General features: G+C 38.0%; 16 protein-coding genes and 2 pseudogenes. All 18 read left to right on the top strand.

Annotation, left to right across the window (positions count from 1 at the left end; translation table 11 throughout):
* Nucleotides 1–248 precede the first annotated feature (248 nt).
* A pseudogene (locus O3658_RS01230) lies at nt 249–479 on the top strand (transposase); the annotation flags it as partial.
* Between the two features lie 194 nt (nt 480–673).
* Nucleotides 674–871 (top strand): hypothetical protein, encoded by a 198-nt coding sequence (locus O3658_RS01225; RefSeq protein ID WP_075230276.1) that lies wholly within the window; start codon nt 674–676, stop codon nt 869–871.
* Between the two features lie 213 nt (nt 872–1084).
* Nucleotides 1085–1540 (top strand): annotated as a pseudogene (locus O3658_RS01220) (hypothetical protein); the annotation flags it as partial.
* A gap of 200 nt (nt 1541–1740) precedes the next feature.
* Complete coding sequence (locus tag O3658_RS01215; RefSeq protein WP_371558994.1) at nt 1741–2217, top strand: PTS sugar transporter subunit IIA; 477 nt, start codon at nt 1741–1743, stop codon at nt 2215–2217.
* Between the two features lie 39 nt (nt 2218–2256).
* Nucleotides 2257–2562 (top strand): PTS sugar transporter subunit IIB, encoded by a 306-nt coding sequence (locus tag O3658_RS01210; protein WP_000590576.1) that lies wholly within the window; start codon nt 2257–2259, stop codon nt 2560–2562.
* Nucleotides 2563–2606: 44 nt separating this feature from the next.
* Entirely contained in the window at nt 2607–4082 is a 1476-nt protein-coding gene (locus tag O3658_RS01205) for a PTS galactitol transporter subunit IIC (protein WP_301560186.1), read from the top strand.
* Nucleotides 4083–4185: 103 nt separating this feature from the next.
* Nucleotides 4186–5079, top strand: a complete 894-nt coding sequence (locus O3658_RS01200) for an aldose 1-epimerase family protein (protein ID WP_371558993.1) — start codon at nt 4186–4188, stop codon at nt 5077–5079.
* A gap of 257 nt (nt 5080–5336) precedes the next feature.
* Entirely contained in the window at nt 5337–5762 is a 426-nt protein-coding gene (lacA, locus tag O3658_RS01195) for a galactose-6-phosphate isomerase subunit LacA (RefSeq protein WP_000029280.1), read from the top strand.
* 30 nt (nt 5763–5792) lie between these two features.
* Nucleotides 5793–6308 (top strand): galactose-6-phosphate isomerase subunit LacB, encoded by a 516-nt coding sequence (lacB, locus tag O3658_RS01190; protein ID WP_001216925.1) that lies wholly within the window; start codon nt 5793–5795, stop codon nt 6306–6308.
* 10 nt (nt 6309–6318) lie between these two features.
* On the top strand, nt 6319–7248 hold the full coding sequence (locus O3658_RS01185) for a tagatose-6-phosphate kinase (RefSeq protein ID WP_371558992.1): 930 nt from the start codon (nt 6319–6321) through the stop codon (nt 7246–7248).
* 1 nt (nt 7249) lies between these two features.
* The gene (lacD, locus tag O3658_RS01180) at nt 7250–8230 is read left to right on the top strand and encodes a tagatose-bisphosphate aldolase (RefSeq protein WP_371558991.1); all 981 of its coding nucleotides are present in this window, start codon (nt 7250–7252) and stop codon (nt 8228–8230) included.
* 232 nt (nt 8231–8462) lie between these two features.
* Complete coding sequence (locus O3658_RS01175; protein WP_049510215.1) at nt 8463–9299, top strand: PRD domain-containing protein; 837 nt, start codon at nt 8463–8465, stop codon at nt 9297–9299.
* Nucleotides 9300–9331: 32 nt separating this feature from the next.
* Nucleotides 9332–9649 (top strand): PTS lactose/cellobiose transporter subunit IIA, encoded by a 318-nt coding sequence (locus tag O3658_RS01170; protein ID WP_045763395.1) that lies wholly within the window; start codon nt 9332–9334, stop codon nt 9647–9649.
* A complete protein-coding gene (locus O3658_RS01165) occupies nt 9649–11340 on the top strand; it encodes a lactose-specific PTS transporter subunit EIIC (protein ID WP_371558990.1) in 1692 nt (563 codons plus the stop codon). The genes O3658_RS01170 and O3658_RS01165 overlap by 1 nt, the downstream gene beginning before the upstream one ends.
* Nucleotides 11341–11677: 337 nt before the next feature.
* The gene (gene lacG, locus O3658_RS01160) at nt 11678–13084 is read left to right on the top strand and encodes a 6-phospho-beta-galactosidase (protein WP_371558989.1); all 1407 of its coding nucleotides are present in this window, start codon (nt 11678–11680) and stop codon (nt 13082–13084) included.
* A 42-nt stretch (nt 13085–13126) separates the two neighbouring features.
* Nucleotides 13127–13381 carry a DUF3884 family protein gene (locus tag O3658_RS01155; protein ID WP_301560180.1) on the top strand — a complete coding sequence of 85 codons (255 nt, stop codon included), beginning with the start codon at nt 13127–13129 and terminating at the stop codon, nt 13379–13381.
* Between the two features lie 310 nt (nt 13382–13691).
* Nucleotides 13692–16262, top strand: a complete 2571-nt coding sequence (locus O3658_RS01150) for a pneumococcal-type histidine triad protein (protein ID WP_371558988.1) — start codon at nt 13692–13694, stop codon at nt 16260–16262.
* Nucleotides 16263–16415: 153 nt separating this feature from the next.
* Nucleotides 16416–17345, top strand: a complete 930-nt coding sequence (locus O3658_RS01145) for a metal ABC transporter solute-binding protein, Zn/Mn family (protein ID WP_371558987.1) — start codon at nt 16416–16418, stop codon at nt 17343–17345.

Raw genomic sequence — 17345 nt, 5'->3', positions numbered from 1 at the left:
GGCTGGGTAAAAAGTCAATTTTCTCCGAAAATGAAAAAAATATAACGCATAGTATCAAGGTTTTCAACACCTGATATTATGCGTTTTTCTGATTTTAAAGATTTTTTGCCCAGCCTCTTTTCTTAATGTTTGACAAACGCGCCAACCTCAAGTATAGCAGATTGAACTTGGGATAGTACACTACAGATTCTAAAACATTTTTAGAAATTGATTTGACTTTCCTAATCTCTTTGTTCATATCTTATTTCAATCAACTATATAAGTTTGGGAATAGACATTTCTGGTCGGAAGGTTATTACGTGAGTACAGTAGGGCTTAATGAAGCCACAATAAGGAAATATATCCAAGATTAAAGAAATTATCCAGTGGATGATTTCTTCACGAGTATGAAAATTTGAAAATAAGTAAAGCATGATATAGCACTAGATAAATTGAGTATAAAAAAATATGAGGATCCCTTTAGGGATAGTGGCAAGTAATACTCACGCCTTTTTAAGAGGCAAGTGACAATGAGGCTTGAACAAGGTGAAAGCCAGCGTCTTTAGGCGCTGGCTGGTAATTTGGGCTTATAGCGTTCTGGTGCAAACCAGCCGTTAGATGGGGGGGATGTATTTTTGATTTTTTTCAACTTTTATTATACAATAAAACCAAATAAAAAGAAAGCGGTAACAATATGCTTAATGCGAAAATTTTTTATATATTTTTATGTTTGATCGTTGTCGAAACTACAGGCTTGTTGTTGTTGAAAAACGGTCTTGAAAGAGGTTATTTAGATACAGGAGCTATCATCCTTGCAGTTTTTTCATTTGCTTTCTACAACCTATGTTCATTCGGTTGGGTCTGCTCTACAATAAAAAACAATAAAAAATAAATAGTCTTATTTTTAGTCAGAACCTCTCAAAAAACGTATTTTCTTGCACCTGATCCGTAAATGTGTTATACGGATTCTGCGAAAAAGTGATAGTTTTCTAGGCCAGGAGCAATGGAAAAGCACCAGCAGTGCGAATACTGAGGCTTTTTTTACGTGGTTGCAAACCACGTCCGGACCAGTGGCACTTAATCATCGCCTTTCTTATCTAGCCAGACGGAAGAAACGCAAATAGTTGGATCTGATGATTATGGATATGTGAAAATTCCTAAATCATGGGTTCATTTCAAAGAAATTGAAGGTGGAGATGACATTCAGTACTGTGATGGAACGGATGTCAACATTGTAACTCTCAATACTTTTAAACCAGAACAGTTTGGTATTAGTGAAAGCGAATATGCAGCGCTAGAAACTGTTCAAATTTCAACTAGCATTTATGAATCTAAACAGAAAAGTCAAGACTTTTCCAAGGTATGGGGGTCAAAATCAACTATCGGTGGCTATGAGGCCTACGTAGTAAACTGTATTGCTAAGAATGGTAAATATTTAATTATCTGGGTATTTAAATCCGATGATGGTAAGTTTAGATATGTTTCTCTTGAAGGTGTTCTAGAGGTATTAAAAAATCTCCTTCCAATGGTGGAAGAAAGTTGGACCAATAAAAAGAGTTAACATCGTGAAAACAGGAGTCATTCCTGTTTTTTTATTATACTTATTAGGAAATTATAAAAAATATGTTTGAAATTATTAAATGTTTAATTCGTAAACAAAAAAAATAAAAATCAAACAAAATGCAACAAAAAAAATATTGACAACGGTTTCATATAGTGTTATACTTATACCATAAAAGTTAAATATGAAGGGAGAAGGTCATGGGATTAGATCATTTCTTTGACAAAGACCTAGTCTTTTGCTTAGAAGCAGATAATCAAGAGCAACTTTTCGATCAAGTTGCAACCATATTGGAAGAAAAGAAAGTTGTTACAGAGACCTATCGTTCGGCCTTGATTGAACGTGAAAAATCGTTCCCAACTGGTTTGGATATGGAGTTTTTAGGGAAGGATTTGCCTAACGTAGCTATTCCTCATACTGATACAATTCATAATCTAACTGAAAATGTTGTCGTGGTTCGTCTGGAAAAACCAGTAACGTTCCACAATATGATTGCCCCTGATAAGGAAGTAGAAGTATCATTACTCTTCTTTATCATCAACAATTCAAGCTCAAGTCAAACAAATATTCTTGCGCAGTTGATGGACTTCTTTACAGGCAATGGTCATCTTGAAGCGCTCTCTAAGATTACGGAACCTGAAGCTTTGTTCCAATATATCTCAGAAGCGACTGCTTAATTTGTTAATAATTTTTATATAAAAACGGAGGAAATCCAAATGATTAAAATTCTTGCTGCTTGTGGTGCAGGTGTTAACTCAAGCCACCAAATTAAAAGTGCTCTTGAAGAAGAACTTTCTAACCGTGGGTACGATGTTCAATGTGATGCTGTTATGGTAAAAGATGTCAATGAAGACTTGATTAAAGGTTATGATATCTTCACACCAATCGCTGCTACTGATTTAGGTTTTGAACCAGGTATCCCAGTTGTTGAAGCAGGACCAATCTTGTTCCGTATTCCAGCTATGAGCGCTCCAGTTTATGACAATATTGAAGCAGCTATCAAAGAACATGGTCTAAGCTAATTATTAATTTGTAAATATTCCATAAAAATAAAGGGAGGAAAATTATGGATTTCATTATTGACTTGGCCAATAAAGTATTCAAGCCAATCTTGGATATGGGTGGCCCAATTATCATGCTGATCATTTTGACAGTATTGGCTTTACTATTTGGAGTGAAATTCTCCAAAGCACTTGAAGGTGGTATCAAACTTGCCATCGCACTTACTGGTATCGGTGCTATCATCGGAATGCTTAACGGAGCTTTCTCAGCTTCTCTTGCAAAATTCGTTGAAAATACTGGTATTCAATTGAACATCACCGACGTTGGTTGGGCACCACTTGCTACAATCACTTGGGGTTCAGCTTGGACACTTTACTTCTTGCTTGTGATGTTGATCGTCAACATTGTAATGCTTGCAATGAAGAAAACTGATACACTTGACGTCGATATCTTTGATATCTGGCACTTGTCTATCACAGGTCTTTTGATTAAATGGTACGCTGACAACAATGGAGTTAGCCAAGGAGTTTCACTCTTCATCGCGACTGCAGCAGTTGTCCTTGTAGGGGTTCTTAAAATCATCAACTCTGACTTGATGAAACCAACATTTGATGACCTTCTTAACGCACCAAGTTCATCACCAATGACTTCAACTCACATGAACTACATGATGAACCCAGTTATCATGGTTTTGGATAAGATTTTTGATAAACTCTTCCCAGGTCTTGATAAATACGACTTTGACGCTGCTAAATTGAACAAACGAATCGGTTTCTGGGGATCTAAATTCTTCATCGGTTTCATCCTTGGTATCGTTATCGGTTTGATGGGAACTCCACATCCAGTTCCTGGTGTTGAAGGTGCTGAAAAATGGGAACTTGTTATTAAAGGTTGGTTGTCACTTGGTTTGACTGCCGGTGTCTGCTTGGAGCTCTTCTCATTGATCGGTTCATGGTTCATCGCAGCCGTAGAACCACTTTCACAAGGTATTACAAACGTTGCTACTAAACGTCTTCAAGGACGTAAATTCAACATCGGTCTTGACTGGCCATTTATCGCTGGTCGTGCTGAAATCTGGGCTTGTGCCAACGTACTTGCACCAATCATGTTGGTTGAAGCTGTGCTTCTTTCAAATGTCGGAAATGGTATCTTGCCACTTGCTGGTATCATCGCAATGGGTGTAACTCCAGCTCTCTTGGTAGTTACTCGTGGTAAATTGCTCCGTATGATTATCTTCGGAACACTCTTGTTGCCACTCTTCCTTCTTTCAGGTACACTTATCGCACCATTTGCAACAGAACTTGCTAAAGGTGTAGGTGCCTTCCCAGAAGGTGTAAGCCAAACTCAATTGATTACTCACTCAACTCTTGAAGGACCAATCGAAAAACTATTTGGTTGGGCAATTGGTAATGCTACAACTGGTGATATCAAAGCTATCCTTGGCGCATTAGTATTCCTAGTATTCTACGTTGGTATCTTTGCATGGTACAGAAAACAAATGATCAAACGTAATGAAGAATACGCAGCAAACGCAAAATAATTCGCTCCTAAAAATGTAAATTGTAAAAACTAGGTTGTCAGTTTCCAAATCTGGAGTCGACAGCCTAGTTTTTTTAGGTCTTAAATAAATGGAGGTAATTCTAATGATTGAATTAAAAACAGAACAGCTATGTGTACAGTTTCAAACTTTTGGTGGTGCACTTTCTTCAATAAAAGACAAAGATGGAATGGAGTATTTGTGGCAGGGAAATCCAACTTACTGGAGTGGACAAGCACCTGTTTTATTTCCAATTTGTGGATCCGTTAGAAATGATAGTGTCTTGTATGATCAAGAAGATGGTAGTCAAGTAAAAGGTAAAATTCCACGTCATGGATTGGTTCGAAAAAAAGAATTTGAATTAGTAGAACAAACAGAGAACTCTGTCACCTTTGCTATCGAAGATGACCAAGAAATGTATGAGAACTATCCCTATCATTTTCGTCTAGAAATAACTTATACTGTTACGGGAAAGACTATTCGAACACAGTATCAAGTTACCAATAAGGAAACAGATAAGAAAATGCCTTACTTTATTGGTGGACATCCTGGCTTTAACTGTCCTTTATTTGATGATGAAGCTTATGAAGACTACTATCTTGAATTTGAAAAGTCAGAAACTTGTACAGTTCCTAAACCATTCCCAGAAACAGGGATGTTAGATTTTCAAGATAGAAGTAGCTGGTTAAAAGACCAAAAAGAATTGGATCTAAACTATGATTTCTTTAGCTATGATGCTGTGACTTTAGACGAGTTAGCCTCTCGCTCTGTTTCCTTACGGTCACGTAAGCATGATAAAGGGTTGAAACTAGACTTTAAGGAGTTTCCAAACCTCATCGTTTGGTCAACGCTTAATAAAGGTCCCTTCCTTGCTCTTGAACCTTGGTCAGGTTTGTCAACTTCACTCGAAGAGGGCGATCATCTAGAAGATAAGAAAAATGTTCGAATCTTAAATCCAGGTCAAAGTGATCAAATTGGTTTTGATATAGAAATTCTCTAAAAAATAAACAAAAACAAACATAAACTGTTGACTTTTTTAAACAATAGTAGTATATTATGTTTAGAAAGAACAATTTGTGTTTGTTTTAACAAGTTATTCTTCCAATTTCTCCAAGGAGAAGTTACAAAGAGTGATTAGATAAATCATTCTTAAACTAAAATAGTCAACAAAAACTACCAGTAACTACTTGGTGATGGTCATTTTCTTTCCAGAACCAAAAAATTTTTACTGGTCTATATAAAAAAGGAGTATACAATATGTCTATTGTTATTGGTGCAGATGCTGCAGGTTTGAGATTGAAAGAAGTCGTTAAAGATTTCTTGGAAAAAGAAAACTTCCACGTTGTGGATGTTACAGCTGAAGGTCAAGACTTCGTTGATGTAACTCTTGCAGTTGCTGAAGAAGTTAAAAAAGAAGAACAAAACCTTGGTATTGTCATTGATGCTTATGGTGCAGGTCCATTTATGGTTGCAACTAAAATCAAGGGAATGGTTGCAGCAGAAGTATCTGACGAACGTTCAGCCTATATGACTCGTGGTCACAACAACTCACGTATGATTACTATGGGTGCTCAACTCGTTGGTGACGAATTGGCTAAAAACATTGCTAAAGGCTTTGTAAATGGTAAGTATGACGGCGGTCGTCACCAAATTCGTGTCGACATGTTGAACAAAATGTGCTAATTTTTATAACGAAAGAAAGGTAAGATAAAAATGAGAATTGCAATTGGATGTGACCACATCGTAACAAATGAAAAAATGGCGGTTTCAGAATTTTTGAAATCAAAAGGACATGAAGTCATCGACTTTGGTACTTATGACCACGCTCGTACCCACTACCCAATCTTTGGTAAAAAAGTTGGTGAAGCAGTAGTTAGTGGCCAAGCTGATCTTGGTGTATGTATCTGTGGTACTGGTGTAGGTATCAATAATGCTGTTAACAAAGTTCCAGGTGTTCGTTCTGCTTTGGTTCGTGATATGACAACAGCTCTTTATGCAAAAGAACAATTGAATGCTAACGTTATCGGATTTGGTGGTAAAATCACTGGTGAATTGCTTATGTGTGATATCATTGAAGCTTTCATTAACGCTGAATACAAACCATCTGAAGAAAATAAAAAATTGATCGCTAAAATCCAACACGTTGAAACTCATAACGATCATCAAACAGATGCCAACTTCTTTACAGAGTTCCTTGAAAAATGGGATCGCGGTGAATACCACGACTAAGAGGTGACTTATGATTTTAACAGTCACAATGAACCCATCCATCGATATTTCATATCCTTTGGATGAATTGAAAATTGACACTGTCAACCGTGTTGTCGATGTTACGAAAACAGCGGGTGGTAAGGGACTCAATGTTACACGAGTTCTATCAGAATTTGGTGATTCTGTAGTCGCGACAGGACTTGTTGGTGGTAAACTTGGTGATTTTTTAGTAGAAAATATTGATGATAAAGTAAGCAAACGTTTCTTCTCTATTCAAGGTGAAACCCGTAACTGTATCGCAATTCTACATGGAGAAAATCAAACAGAAATCCTAGAAAAAGGTCCTAAAGTTCAAGAACAAGAAGGTCAAGATTTCTTGGCCCATTTCAAGAAACTTTTAGAGACTGTAGAGGTAGTAGCCATTTCAGGTAGTCTACCAGCAGGACTTCCTGTTGACTATTATGCTAGTCTGGTTGAACTTGCTAACCAAGCTGGTAAACCTGTTGTCTTGGACTGTTCAGGATCTGCACTTCAGGCGGTTCTTGAATCTCCACATAAGCCAACAGTTATCAAACCAAATAATGAAGAATTGTCTCAACTTTTAGGAAGAGAAATTTCTAAAGACTTGGATGAATTAAAAGAGGTTCTTCAAGAGCCCCTATTTGAAGGAATTGAGTGGATTATCGTTTCCTTAGGTGCTAATGGTGCCTTTGCAAAACACGGGGACACTTTCTATAAAGTGGATATTCCAAAAATCCAAGTTGTAAACCCAGTTGGATCTGGTGATTCAACCGTTGCAGGTATTGCATCAGGTCTTTTCCATAAAGAATCTGATCAAGAATTGCTGACTAAGGCGAATGTCCTTGGTATGCTAAATGCTCAAGAAAAAATGACCGGTCATGTCAATATGGCTAACTATCAAGGCCTATATGACCAACTAGTAGTGAAAGAGGTATAAAATGGTTTTAACAGAAAATAAACGTGCATGTTTGGAAAAACTCTCAGACGAAAATGGTATCATCTCAGCTCTTGCTTTTGACCAACGTGGTGCTTTGAAACGCCTTATGGCTCAATACCAAACAGAAGAGCCAACAGTAGCTCAAATGGAAGAACTTAAAGTGTTGGTAGCGGATGAATTGACTAAATACGCTTCATCAATGCTTCTTGACCCTGAGTACGGACTTCCAGCGACTAAAGCACTTGATCCAAAAGCTGGTCTTCTCCTCGCTTATGAAAAAACAGGATACGACACAACAAGCACAAAACGCTTGCCAGACTGCTTGGATGTTTGGTCTGCAAAACGTATCAAAGAACAAGGTGCAGATGCTGTTAAGTTCTTGCTTTACTATGACGTAGATAGCTCTGACGAACTCAACCAACAAAAACAAGCCTACATCGAACGTATTGGTTCTGAGTGTGTGGCTGAAGACATTCCATTCTTCCTTGAAATCTTGGCTTACGATGAAAAGATTGCTGATGCAGGTTCTGCAGAATACGCTAAAGTGAAACCACACAAGGTTATCGGTGCGATGAAAGTATTCTCAGATCCACGCTTTAACATCGATGTCTTGAAAGTAGAAGTTCCAGTTAACGTTAAGTACGTTGAAGGCTTTGCTGAAGGTGAAGTTGTTCATACACGTGAAGAAGCAGCAGCATTCTTCAAAGCCCAAGACGAAGCTACTAATCTTCCTTACATCTACTTGAGTGCAGGTGTATCCGCTAAGCTATTCCAAGAAACTCTTGTCTTTGCCCACGAATCAGGCGCAAACTTCAACGGAGTTCTTTGTGGACGTGCAACATGGGCTGGATCAGTTGAAGCTTACATCAAAGATGGTGAAGCAGCAGCTCGCGAATGGCTTCGTACAACTGGATTTGAAAACATTGATGAACTTAATAAAGTACTTCAAACAACAGCTACTTCATGGACTGAACGTGTGTAAACTTCCCCCTTTATGTCCTAAAACCTAGTAAAAAAACTTTTAAAAAAAGTTGTATGTAAAGGTTTACAAAAAATCATTCTTGTGGTATACTAAAGTCACAAGTTAATACAAAGTGAGTGTTACTAAGTAATATTAGGCATGATCACAGATGACTCAGATGTATATTTTCTGAGTTCATTTGTGGTCATTTTTTATGCTCACAAAACTTAAATAATAGGGCAAGGAGGTTGCCATGTATCGGATATTAAATCCAATGAATAACAATGTTTCTCTTGTGCGTAATAGCAAGGGAGAGGAGTTGATCGTAATTGGTAAGGGTATTTCATTCGGTAAGAAGAAGGGAGATTTGATTTCTGAGGATCAGGTTGAAAAAGTTTTCCGGATGAAAACAGAAGAGTCGCGAGAAAATTTTATGGCTCTTCTCAAGGATGTACCGCTTGATTTTATTACGGTCACTTATGAGATAATTGATAATCTTTCTAAAAAATATCAATATCCTGTCCAAGAGTATCTATACGTCACTCTGACAGACCATATCTATTGTTCTTATCAGGCTATTAGTCAAGGACGCTATAAGGATAGTAACTTGCCTGATATTTCTGCCAAGTATCCTATCGCTTTTCAAATTGCACAAGAAGCTTTTGAAATTTATCGTCAAAAACTGACAGAAAATTTTCCTGAAGACGAGATCATTCGTATCGCTTATCACTTCATCAATGCAGAAGGTGAAAATGAAGTCGAAGTGGTTGAGTCGATTGATAAGAGAAAGGAAATTTTAAAGAGGGTCGAAAGCGTTTTGAAGAGCTATAAAATACAGCGAACACCTGAAAATAATAATTTCTACGACCGCTTTATGATTCATCTCAATTATTTCTTGGATTATCTGGATCGTAGTCGCGATGATAATCAATCCTTGCTCGATATGGAAGAACATATAAAGAATACCTATCCAGAAGCATTCGAAATTGGTAGCAAAATTTATGAAGTCATTGCTCAGGAAACTGGTCTTGACCTCTACAAGAGTGAACGAGTTTATCTTGTTCTACACATTCAACGTTTATTGTCATAACATCTATTAAAAAATATAAGGAGTATTCTATCATGAATAGAGAAGAAGTAACATTGTTAGGTTTTGAAATCGTAGCCTATGCTGGCGATGCTCGTTCAAAATTATTGGAAGCTTTGAAGGCTGCTGAAGCAGGTGATTTTGCGAAAGCGGATAGCTTAGTTGAGGAAGCTGGTAGCTGTATCGCTGAAGCACACCACGCGCAAACGAGTCTTTTAACCAAGGAAGCTGCAGGTGATGATTTGGCTTATAGCGTGACCATGATGCATGGCCAAGATCACTTGATGACAACTATTTTGTTAAAAGATTTGATGCACCATTTAATCGAACTTTATAAAAGAGGAGCTAAATAATGAATAAGTTAATTGCCTATATCGAGAAAGGGAAGCCTTTCTTTGAAAAACTATCTCGAAATATCTATCTTCGTGCTATTCGGGATGGATTTATCGCAGGAATGCCAGTCATTCTCTTCTCAAGTATTTTTATCTTGATTGCTTTTGTTCCAAACTCTTGGGGCTTTAAATGGTCTGATGAAGTAGTAGCACTTTTGATGAAACCTTACAGCTACTCTATGGGGATTCTAGCAGTCTTGGTAGCTGGTACCACTGCTAAATCTTTAACAGACTCCGTCAATCGTAGTATGGAGAAAACCAACCAAATCAACTATATGTCAACGCTATTGGCGGCTATTGTTGGTTTGCTGATGTTAGCAGCTGACCCAATCGAGGGTGGCTTTGCAACTGGTTTCCTTGGTACAAAAGGGTTGCTTTCAGCCTTCCTGGCAGCTTTTGTAACTGTAGCTATCTATAAGGTTTGTGTGAAGAACAACGTTACTATTCGCATGCCTGACGAAGTTCCACCGAATATCTCACAAGTCTTTAAAGACGTTATTCCGTTTACGCTTTCAGTTGTTTCTCTTTATGCTCTTGACTTGCTCGCTCGTCAATTTGTTGGTGCAAGCGTTGCAGAATCAATTGGTAAATTCTTTGCTCCATTATTCTCAGCAGCAGACGGTTATCTTGGTATTACTATTATCTTTGGTGCTTTTGCCTTCTTCTGGTTTGTCGGTATTCACGGCCCATCTATCGTTGAACCTGCCATTGCAGCGATCACTTATGCAAATGCCGAAGTCAACTTGAACCTTCTTCAACAAGGTATGCACGCTGATAAGATCCTTACATCTGGTACACAAATGTTTATCGTCACTATGGGTGGTACAGGTGCGACACTGGTTGTTCCATTCATGTTCATGTGGTTAACAAAATCTAAACGTAACCGTGCAATCGGTCGTGCTTCAGTAGTTCCTACATTCTTCGGTGTAAACGAACCAATCTTGTTTGGTGCACCACTTGTTTTGAACCCAATCTTCTTTATTCCATTTATCTTCGCACCTATTGCAAACGTATGGATCTTTAAGTTCTTTATCGAAACTCTTGGCATGAACTCATTTACTGCCAACCTTCCATGGACTACACCAGGACCTCTTGGTATTGTTCTTGGTACAAACTTCCAGTTCTTATCATTCGCTCTTGCAGCATTATTAATTGTAGTAGATATTGTTATCTACTATCCATTCCTCAAGGTTTATGATGAACAAATTCTTGAAGAAGAACGTTCAGGTAAAGCTAATGATGAATTAAAAGAAAAAGTTGCAGCAAACTTTAACACTGCAAAAGCAGATGCTATTCTTGAAAAAGCTAGAGTAGAATCAGCACAAAATACAATTACTGAAGAAACAAACGTCCTCGTTCTTTGTGCGGGTGGAGGAACAAGTGGTCTTCTTGCCAATGCTTTGAATAAAGCTGCTGCAGAATACAATGTTCCTGTGAAGGCCGCTGCTGGTGGTTACGGTGCTCACCGTGAGATGCTACCTGAGTTTGATTTGGTTATCTTAGCACCACAGGTCGCTTCAAACTTCGAAGATATGAAGGCTGAAACAGATAAACTTGGAATCAAATTGGCTAAGACTGAAGGAGCTCAATACATCAAGTTGACTCGTGACGGTAAAGGTGCTCTTGCATTTGTTCAAGCGCAATTCGATTGATGATAGGGACTGTAAAACAGTCTCCTATCATCACGGAAATCGCTGTGGCGAATTTCCTAATCGCCTTGTTAATTCGTCGGTAAAAAAATATCGTTTTTACCTCCTCATGTCACAATTCGACTAACCTTAGGGACTGTGAAACGGTTTCCTATCATTACGGAAATCGCTATGGCGAATTTCCTAATCGCCTTGTTAATTCGTCGGTAAAAAAATATCGTTTTTACCTCCTCATGTCACAATTCGGTGACTTGCTACAAGAAGTGAGATGGAGATGGATAGCTCACTAACTCCTCTCCTCTCACTTTTCATTTTATCCAATCAAGAAATAGGTGAAAAAATGACAAAAACACTTCCTAAAGATTTTATTTTCGGTGGCGCAACAGCAGCTTATCAAGCTGAAGGTGCTACACATACAGATGGTAAAGGTCCTGTTGCCTGGGACAAATACCTAGCAGATAACTATTGGTACACAGCTGAACCAGCGAGTGATTTCTACCATAAATATCCAGTAGATTTGCAGTTGGCTGAGGAATATGGGGTAAACGGTATCCGTATTTCAATTGCTTGGTCACGTATTTTTCCAACTGGTTATGGTGAAGTAAATCCAAAAGGGGTAGAATTCTATCATAACTTATTTGCAGAATGTCATAAACGCCATGTAGAACCGTTTGTTACTCTTCATCACTTTGATACACCTGAAGCTCTTCACTCAAATGGAGACTTCTTAAATCGTGAAAACATTGAACACTTTGTAGATTATGCGGCCTTCTGTTTTGAAGAATTTCCAGAAGTAAACTACTGGACAACCTTTAATGAAATTGGACCAATCGGTGACGGTCAATACTTGGTCGGTAAATTCCCACCAGGTATTCAATATGACCTTGCGAAAGTCTTCCAATCCCACCACAATATGATGGTTTCTCATGCACGTGCTGTGAAATTGTACAAAGACAAAGGCTACAAAGGTGAAATCGGGGTTGTTCACGCCCTTCCAACTAAGTATCCATTGGATCCTAAAAATCCTGCAGACGTTCGTGCTGCTGAGTTGGAAGATATCATCCACAACAAATTTATCTTGGATGCTACATACCTTGGACACTATTCAGATGCAACAATGGAAGGTGTAAACCACATCTTATCAGTAAATGGTGGTAGCTTGGATCTTCGTGACGAAGACTTTGCAGCACTTGAAGCAGCTAAAGATTTGAACGACTTCCTTGGAATTAACTACTACATGAGTGACTGGATGGAAGCCTTTGATGGAGAAACTGAGATTATCCATAACGGTAAAGGTGAAAAAGGAAGCTCTAAGTATCAAATTAAAGGTGTTGGTCGTCGTGTAGCTCCTGACTATGTACCTCGTACTGACTGGGACTGGATCATCTACCCTCAAGGTTTGTATGATCAAATCATGCGTGTTAAGAAAGATTATCCAAACTACAAGAAGATCTACATCACTGAAAACGGACTTGGATACAAAGATGAATTTGTGGACAACACTGTTTACGATGATGGCCGTATTGATTATGTGAAACAACACTTGGAAGTATTGTCTGATGCGATTGCAGATGGTGCGAACGTCAAAGGATACTTCATCTGGTCATTGATGGACGTCTTCTCATGGTCTAATGGTTATGAAAAACGTTACGGACTTTTCTATGTTGATTTCGATACACAAGAACGTTATCCTAAGAAATCTGCACATTGGTACAAAAAACTAGCTGAGACCCAAGTGATTGAATAGTACAACTAGTTATTAGGTATAAAATTTAAGCGAGGAAAGTTTATGCTCAAAGATTTTATCAAATCAATCTATGAAAAAGTTTATATTATTAACTTTGAACATTGCTCTCATGTACCATCCTTAACCAAGGAAGAACTTACAAGTCTTGGGAAATGGTATGTCTCTACCGGTAAAGAATGGATTTGCCATTCAGACTATGAATTTGAAGAATTTCAAAAGCTATTTTTAAATTTTGTCAACGCAGAAGATAAGGATAACATTTCCTTTGTTTCGGATTTTATGCCATTTCAACACTAAAATATTATAAAGAGGAATCTATCTCATACTAGGGGATATTCCTCTTTTTTATCTAGATTTTACCTGAAAGACAAAAAAATTCTTGACAGATTTATGTTATAGGAGTAAACTATTAACTAGTTAAATAACTGGTTAAGTACATAAAGAGGTAACTCACTCGCTCAAATCTTGTTTGATAAATAGAAAATAGAAGGAGGAGTTTTAAAAGTGTTTTCGTTTTTCAATTATATAATTAACCAGTTAAGGAAGTTCTTTAGGAAAAAGTGTAGTTCTTTATTTAACGAATAAATGAAATAGGAAGTGTGTTTAGATGAAAATCAATAAAAAATATGTTCTTGGTTCAGTAGCTCTTTTGACTTTAAGCCTTTCAAGTTATGAATTGGGGCGTTACCAAGCAGTACAGACTAGCAAAGAGTCTAATCGTGTGTCTTATATAGAAGGGAATCAGGCTGGTGCTAAGACTGAAAATCTGACGCCTGATGAGGTTAGTCAGCGAGAGGGGATCAATGCTGAGCAGATCGTCGTTAAGATTACCGATCAAGGTTACGTAACTTCACATGGGGACCATTATCATTACTTTAATGGCAAGGTTCCTTATGATGCAATCATTAGTGAAGAACTTCTGATGAAAGATCCGAATTATCAGTTGAAGGATTCAGACATTGTCAACGAAGTCAAGGGTGGTTATGTCATCAAGGTTGATGGTCGCTATTATGTATACCTCAAAGATGCATCCCATGCAGAAAATATTCGTAGTAAGGATGAGATCAATCGTCAGAAGCAAGAACACGGACATGGTAGTGGAACAAAAGTTAGCAATGAAGTTACCCTAGCAAGGGCTCAGGGACGTTATACAACGGATGACGGCTATGTTTTTAATGCAAGTGATATTATCGAGGATACTGGCGATGCTTACATCGTTCCACATGGCAATCACTTTCATTATATTCCAAAGAGTGACTTGTCTGCCAGTGAATTAGCTGCAGCTCGAGCCTTCTTATCTGGTAAAGGTAGTCAAACAAGCTCAGTTGGGTATCGTCCGTCAATAAATTCTTCTAGCAGTAGCTCATCAGAGGCATCGAATAGTAGTTCATATGGACAAACAAATCAAAGTAATGTTGAGACAAATATTAGTAGATGGGCTCCAACTGTTAGCCCACAAGTGGATAATAGTTATCAAGCAAGTCCAAGTGAAGATGTATCTAGTCTTTTGAAACAACTTTATGCCTTGCCACTTAGCCAACGACATGTGGAATCAGATGGGCTTGTCTTTGATCCAGCGCAAATTACAAGAAAAACTGCGAATGGGGTAGCGGTACCTCATGGGGATCACTATCATTTTATCCCTTATTCTCAAATGTCTGATTTAGAGCAGAAGATTGCGAGAATGATTTCTGAAAATTATCAAGGAAATCATACAACTGCAGGTGGTAAAGAATTAAAACCAATTCCGACTCCAAGTCTTCCAAATCCAATCCCTGCTCCAGAGCCTACCCCAATACCAAGTCCACAACCTGTACCAAATCCTCAACCAGCTCCAAGCAATCCAATTGATGGAAAATTTGTAAAACAGGCGATTCGAAAGGTGGTTGATGGTTATGTCTTCGAAGAGAATGGAATTTCGCGTTATATTTCTGCCAAGGAACTTTCAGTAGAAACTGTTGCAGCCATTGATAATAAACTTGCCAAACAAGAAAGTTTGTCTCATGAGTTAGGAGCTAAGAAAACCAATCTTGCATCTGGTTATCAAAAATTTTACAACAAAGTTTATGATTTACTAGCAACAGTTCATCAAGATTTGATTTCCAATAAAGGGCGCCAAGCTGATTTTGACGCTTTGGATAGACTATTGGAACGTCTCAACGATGAGTCAAGTGATAAAGTCAAGTTAGTTGATGATATCCTTGCTTTTCTAGCGCCGATTCGTCATCCAGAACGTTTAGGAAAACCAAATGCACAAATAACTTACACAGATAATGAGATTCAAGTAGCCAAGTTGGCAGGCAAGTATACAACAGAAGATGGCTATATCTTTGATCCCCGTGATATCACCAGTGATGAGGGGGAGGCCTATGTAACTCCGCATATGAGCCACAGTCATTGGATTAAGAAAGATAGTTTGTCTGAAGCTGAAAGAGCAGCAGGTCAAGCTTATGCTAAAGAGAAAGGTTTGACACCTCCTTCAACAAATCATCAAAGTTCAGGAAATACTGAAGCTAAGGGAGCAGAAGCGATTTACAATCGAGTAAAAGCAGCTAAGAAGGTTCCACTTGATCATATTCCTTACAATCTACAACATACTGTTGAAGTTAAAAATAGTAGCTTAATTATACCTCATTACGACCATTACCATAACATTAAATTTGGTTGGTTTGACGAAGGACTCTATGAGGCACCTAAAGGGTATAGTCTAGAAGATCTCTTTGCGACTGTGAAGTACTATGTCGAACATCCAAACGAACGTCCGCATTCGGATAGTGGTTGGGGAAATGCCAGCGACCATGTTCAAAGAAACCACAATAGTCAAGCTGCTAACAATCAAACAGAGAAACCAACAGAGGAGAAACCTCAGACAGAAAAAATTGAGGAGGGAAAAACGAAAAATGAGAACGCAGAATCTCCAAAACCAAAAGAACCAGAGGAATCAGAAGAAGAATCATCATCGGAACCAGAGGAACCTCAAGTTGAAACTAAAAAGGTTGAAGAAAAACTGAGAGAGGCGGAAGAGTTACTTAAAAAGATTCAGGATCCAATTCTCAAGTCCAATGCCAACGAAACTCTCACAGGATTAAAAAATAACCTGTCATTTGGTTCTCAGGACAACAATACTATTATGGCAGAAGCTGAAAAGCTATTAGTTTTGCTAAAGGAGAGTAAGTAATTATACAACTATTATAGAAGATAAAAAGGGAGCAGAATATGGATTCTGTTCTCTTTTTCATGAAATTGTGAAAAAATTCTTGACATATTTTCTAAATAAAGTTAAACTATTTACTAGTTAATTAAATGGTTAAATACTAGTTAAGGAGTTGTTATGAAAAAAAGAAGTATCCTATGGCTTATGCTTGCCTTCTTTGTTCTTGTCTTAGGAGCTTGTGGACAAAAGACAGGTCAAGACAAGAGTGTTGAAACTAAGGAAATGAAGATTGTGACCAGTTTTTATCCTGTCTATTCCATGGTCAAAGAAATTTCAGGTGATCTAAATGATGTGCGGATGATTCAGTCTAGTTCTGGTATCCATTCCTTTGAGCCTTCTGCAAATGATATTGCAGCCATCTATGATGCCGATGTTTTTGTTTATCATTCTCATACATTAGAGTCATGGGCGGGAAGTTTGGATCCAAGCCTACAAAAGTCCAAGGTAAAGGTGTTGGAAGCATCTGAAGGTATGACCTTGGAGCGCGTGCCTGGGTTAGAAGATATGCAGGCTGGAGATGGGATTGATGAGAAGACCTTGTACGATCCTCACACATGGTTAGATCCTGAAAAGGTTGCTGAAGAAGCACAGATAATTGCTGATAAGTTATCCGAACTGGACAGTACTAACAAGGATACCTATCAGAAAAATGCACAGAACTTTAGTGCTAAAGCTCATGACTTAACCAAGAAATACCAACCCATCTTTGAAAAAGCTAATCAAAAGACCTTTGTGACCCAACACACAGCCTTTTCATATTTGGCAAAACGATTTGGACTCAACCAGCTTGGGATTGCAGGAATATCTCCTGATCAAGAACCAAGTCCAAGACAATTGACTGAAATCCAGGAATTTGTAAAGACTTATAAGGTCAAAACCATCTTTACAGAGAGTAATGCATCATCTAAGGTAGCTGATACACTTGTCAAATCAACAGGTGTGAGTCTGAAAACACTCAATCCTTTAGAGGCAGACCCACAAAATGACAAGTCCTACTTAGAAAACCTAGAAGAAAATATGGCTATCTTAGCTGAAGAATTGAAATGA

Source organism: Streptococcus sp. 27098_8_69 (assembly GCF_041432445.1).
In the GTDB taxonomy this organism is placed as follows: domain Bacteria; phylum Bacillota; class Bacilli; order Lactobacillales; family Streptococcaceae; genus Streptococcus.
This window is presented reverse-complemented; position numbering and strand designations above follow the sequence as displayed.